Consider the following 4871-nt stretch of genomic DNA (forward strand, 5'->3'; position numbering starts at 1 on the left):
CTTTGTTTTTGAACCGATTGCAATAAGAGCAGCAAAGGTTCAGGACGCATATAAGTACAAATAATTAGAGAAAATTTCATGTTTGTTATTTATGTCTGATTCCTAAATTATTCAGTTTTCTTGCGTAAAAAAGTGATTTTTTAAATTGTAAATTTTTATACGGGATTCTAAAAAAGCGATATAACAATCCTTTTTTAGAGCCTTTAAAAAGATACAGAAAAAAATGTTTGTACTTATATTCTGTTACTTGTTGTGGTGTAAAATGCTTAACAATTCCATACATTATGGTAGGACTTGGCACGGGACGTATCGATTTAACCGGAGTGTCCAGTTCCCATGGTTGTGTCTTTCTTTTTTTGCCTAAAATTTTTGCCTGATTCCCCCAAAATCGATATCCGCCTACCGGTGGTTTCAAATGCAAATTGGCAGAAAATGGGTTAAAAACAACAATTTGTCCCAATTTAATCAATGACATTCCAAAATCGCTGTCTTCACCGTAACCACCATCAAAATTAATATCATTGCCAACTAATTGCTTTACATATTTAGTTTTTACACATGAATTTGCATTGCTAAAGCCGGCACTTGCACCCACTTTCCATCTTGTCGCTGCCAGCTTTTCGAGTTTAATCTCTAAATCTGCAAGATTTTGCTGTTGATGATCAGCTCTGATATCCAATCCGTTGCAGGCGTTTACTTTATAGGTTTGTAATATTCTGATATGTTTTTCTATGAAATCTGATTTTATACGAATATCATCATCTCCAAAAACAATATAATCACCGGTACATAATTCTATGGCTTCGTTTCGCGCCCTGCAGCTTCCTTTTGTTTCCTGCCATTTTATGAACAGTTCAAACGGATATTTTTTTTCGAGATATAATTTTTCATCCCTCAGGTTTTCGGGAGTTGCATCTACAATTACAACCTGAGAAGGAGGGTAACTTTGCGAAGCTAAATCTTCCAGCAGCTGCAGCGTAAAATCCTGTCGCATCATTGTCGGGATAATATAACTAACTGTTGGTTTCCCTTCAAGTGGTAATAATTCACGCGGTTGTAGAACGGGTCTGTTTGCTGTTTGCTTAAAATTTTTCTTAGCGTAGAAAAAAGCATTCCATTCTTTCCATTTCCAGAATCCTTTACGGTATAACATAAAAATGGAATGATCAATTTTGAAATTTTTTCTAAAAAAAACATATCTGTCCTTTTCAGAAATCGTTATTTCATCAATAACATCTGATCCAAAAAGATCTTTTATATATAATGGAATCGCGGCTGAATTTCTCAATGCGTTATATCCAAAATCGAGCGCCTGAAGCTGAATATTCTGATATTGGGTATCAAAACCTTTTAGCGTTTCCCAAACTGATTTACGAACAGCAAACTGATTGGAATTGACTCTCCAGCTTACACACTCATTTAAATTATCAAAATCATTTATGTACCAAAAAAAAGTTGCTGCCTGATAGACGATATCAGGAAATGCATTTTTATAGCCTTGCTCAAAAGAACTATGCCATATGTCTCCGGCACCATCCGCCAGAATTTCTAATTTATCTAAATCAGGCTGACCCTTATAAAGAATAATTTCTCCAGTTTTTGTTACAAATTCTTTAAGTTCCATTATATCCGGATTTATTATTTTATTACTGATTTATAAAATTCGATATTTTTTTTGGCTAAAACTTTTATATCAAAAAAATCTTCTACTTTTTTTCTGGCCGCTATTCCGGTTTTTTGGCACAACTCTTCATCTTCTAGAAGGTTACTGATTTTTTCTGCAAAAGCATCATGATTTTTTGGGTGAACCAAAAAGCCATTTTTACCTTCCTCTATCATTTCACCTGCCCAGCCAATATTGGAGGCAACAATTGGTTTTTCCATTGCCATAGCTTCTAACCAGGAAACCGGAAAAGCTTCTGCAAAAGAAGGAAAAACACAAACAGTTGCTTTTTGAATTTTCTCTTTTATTTCGGCATAAGGAACACTTGAAACATATTCTACATTCTTTATCGCCTCATCTGAAAAGAGTTTCTGCATCATTTGCCAGGTCGAGGAATTTCCTGAAATAATATCTGAAACGTCTTTTCCAACCAAAATTAATTTTGAATCAGGATTCTTTTGAATCACTTTATTAAAAATCAAAGGCAATTCTAAAAGTCCTTTTTTACGGATCAGGCTCCCAAAATACAGTATACTTTTTTCTGTACCGATATTTTGATTATTCCCCCTAAACAATTCTGTATCAATCAGATTTGGGATAATCGCAAATTTTTTATTCAGGCCGAAAACTTCATTTGTTTTATCTGCCGTAAACTGACTTACTGAAAGTAGATGGTCTGCATTTTGCAAAGCTCTTTTTTCATGAAATTTATTTTGCCACTTTACTTTACGTTCATCCAAATGACAAAAGTAAGTATCAGAACCATGTAAACGTATTATAACCGGGCATTTATCTGGTTTTATAAATGATGTAATTCCGGTCCAGTCTGCAGCTTCGACTATGTCAATTTCTTTATTAGTATATAATTTATTGATTATTTTTTCGATCTTTTTTCGGGTCAGAAACCAGGATAATCCTTTGAATTTTACATTCTTTATTTGCTGAATAAGAATTCCGTTATCATCAAATAAAGCGTCTTTTTTCTGACCGTACACCAAAACACGAACTGCGATTCCGTGATTCAATAACGCGATGGCAAGGTTCTTTATACTTGTTCCTAAACCCCCTGAATTTCCTGTTTCAGAATGTGGATATTCTGGTGTCAAAAAGGCTATTTTCATAGATTTATTTCTTAAAAAAGTCTTTTAAAATTCTGGCCGTAAACATTTTTGCTCCGGTATCAGTCATGTGTCCGCAGGAAGAAAAGTATTTATCTTCTACCACGACGTTTTCATAATTATGAATTTCAGGATATGCTTTTTTTACTTTATCAAAATAATTCATCCCCGTAACATTCTCGCACATCGGGGTCATTACTGCAATGAAATTAATATTATTCGTTTTACAGATATTTTTAATTTCTTCGTAATATTTATTCTTTGGCAAAGGATTTAGATTGACAATATTATTTTTCATATTGCCATTCTTGTGTTTTGCTAAAGGATAATAGCCAAGATTGTCGAGAGAATTTGTTTTGTCTCCGGCTACTATTTTATAAACTTCTCTGAACCCTATTTTAGAATCATATTTTATATATCTGTAAAATGGAACATAATACAACTCATTAAAGTTTTTCTGAGTCTTAAAATGCTTTTTTATAATCTCCGAATTATGAATATAGGGCAAAAATTTCGCTGAAACCCCATCAGATTCGTGATCGTTTGAGAGATTTAAATCTGCTTCCAGAATTACATTCTTAATTTCATACTTTCTTTCAATCATTAACTTCAGCATTAATGAAGCTTCAAACAAATGACCGCCGCTCATTCCGTAATTAAATGTTTTTAATCCTTTATCTTCAAACATTTTCGAGACAAAATGATTGTTTGCTCTTGAAGATCCTAATATGATAACATCATATTTTTTTGAGTGTGAATTAAAAACAGTTTCAATTTTTCCTCTGTTTTTAGATTGTAAAAAAACAAGTGTATATAATCCGTCCAAAATTGCCGCAATCAGAATAGTGGTGATTAAAATTTTGGCTGTATAAGTTAAAAATCTCTTCATTAGAATTGGAAATATATAAATTCTTTATAATCTGAAAACGTTCCAAAAGCCATAATTGCAGCAATAGCCAAAGCTACTTTCAGCGTACTTCTTTTTCCGGACAATGGTTCGATTTTTTTGCGATTATTCCATTCTATCAAAACAAATATTCCAATCAAAAGCAGCAATTCATAGCTGTAACGCTCATTATCCAGATATTGAAATTTGAATTCTCTGTCTGTCACAATACGTTTCAGATATAAAACAGCGTCTGTAATAGTCCTTGCCCTGAAGAAAACCCATGCAATACAGGTAAGTGCAAATGTGTATACAATACTGGTTATGACTTTGAAAGAATCAAAATTAAACCTCAGCTGAATCTCATCCATATTATTCCTGTTGCTGTTTGATAAAAGCAAAGGGAGGAAATAAACCGCATTTATAAATCCCCAGACAACATAAGTCCAGCTAGCTCCATGCCAAAAACCGCTGACAACAAAAATGATAAAAGTATTTCTGATTTTCATCCAGATTCCGCCTTTGCTTCCTCCTAAAGGAATGTAGAGATAATCGCGAAACCATGACGAAAGCGAAATATGCCAACGACGCCAGAATTCGGCAATATCTCTTGAAAAATAGGGATAATTGAAGTTTCGTAATAAATCTAATCCGAACAATTTTGAGACTCCTAATGCAATATCTGAATATCCTGAAAAATCCCCGTAAATCTGAAAAGCAAAATAAACAGCTCCCAGAATCAATGAAAATGAATTCATTGAAGTATAGTGATCAAAAATAGCATTGGCATACATGGCACATGTATCTGCAATAACTACTTTTTTGACTAGTCCCCAAACGATTTGATAAATACCTTCTTTGGCTTTTTCTAAATCAAATTCTCTTTTTACTTTAATTTCAGGCAATAAATGTGTTGCTCTCTCAATTGGCCCTGCTACCAAAAGCGGAAAATAACTCACAAATAAAGAGTAATCAATAAAATTGTATTCGGCTTTTATTCTTTTATAGTAAATATCAATTACATAAGACAATCCGTGGAAAGTATAGAATGAAATTCCTACTGGCAGAATTACTTCCAGTAAAATCGGACTTGCTTTGACTCCGACTGAATTTAATAAATCCGAGAAAGAGTCTGCAAAAAAGTTATAGTATTTGAAAATTCCGAGAAATCCTAAATTCACTATAATACTTAGCCAAAACCAAA

The 4871-nt window shown here is 33.2% G+C and carries 4 protein-coding genes; all 4 read right to left on the minus strand.

What is annotated here, in order from left to right:
- Positions 1-85 precede the first annotated feature (85 nt).
- The gene (locus DCO46_RS22230) at positions 86-1624 is read right to left on the minus strand and encodes a glycosyltransferase family 2 protein (protein ID WP_116754651.1); all 1539 of its coding nucleotides are present in this window, start codon (positions 1622-1624) and stop codon (positions 86-88) included.
- 14 nt (positions 1625-1638) lie between these two features.
- Positions 1639-2784 carry a glycosyltransferase family 4 protein gene (locus tag DCO46_RS22235; RefSeq protein ID WP_116754652.1) on the minus strand — a complete coding sequence of 382 codons (1146 nt, stop codon included), beginning with the start codon at positions 2782-2784 and terminating at the stop codon, positions 1639-1641.
- 4 nt (positions 2785-2788) lie between these two features.
- Positions 2789-3670, minus strand: coding sequence for a hypothetical protein (locus DCO46_RS22240; protein ID WP_116754653.1), 882 nt, complete (start codon positions 3668-3670; stop codon positions 2789-2791).
- On the minus strand, positions 3670-4871 hold a 1202-nt coding region (locus DCO46_RS22245), incomplete at its 5' end, for an MBOAT family O-acyltransferase (RefSeq protein ID WP_133244627.1). The genes DCO46_RS22240 and DCO46_RS22245, both read right to left, overlap by 1 nt.

Source organism: Flavobacterium sp. HTF, assembly GCF_003105115.1.
Lineage (GTDB): Bacteria > Bacteroidota > Bacteroidia > Flavobacteriales > Flavobacteriaceae > Flavobacterium.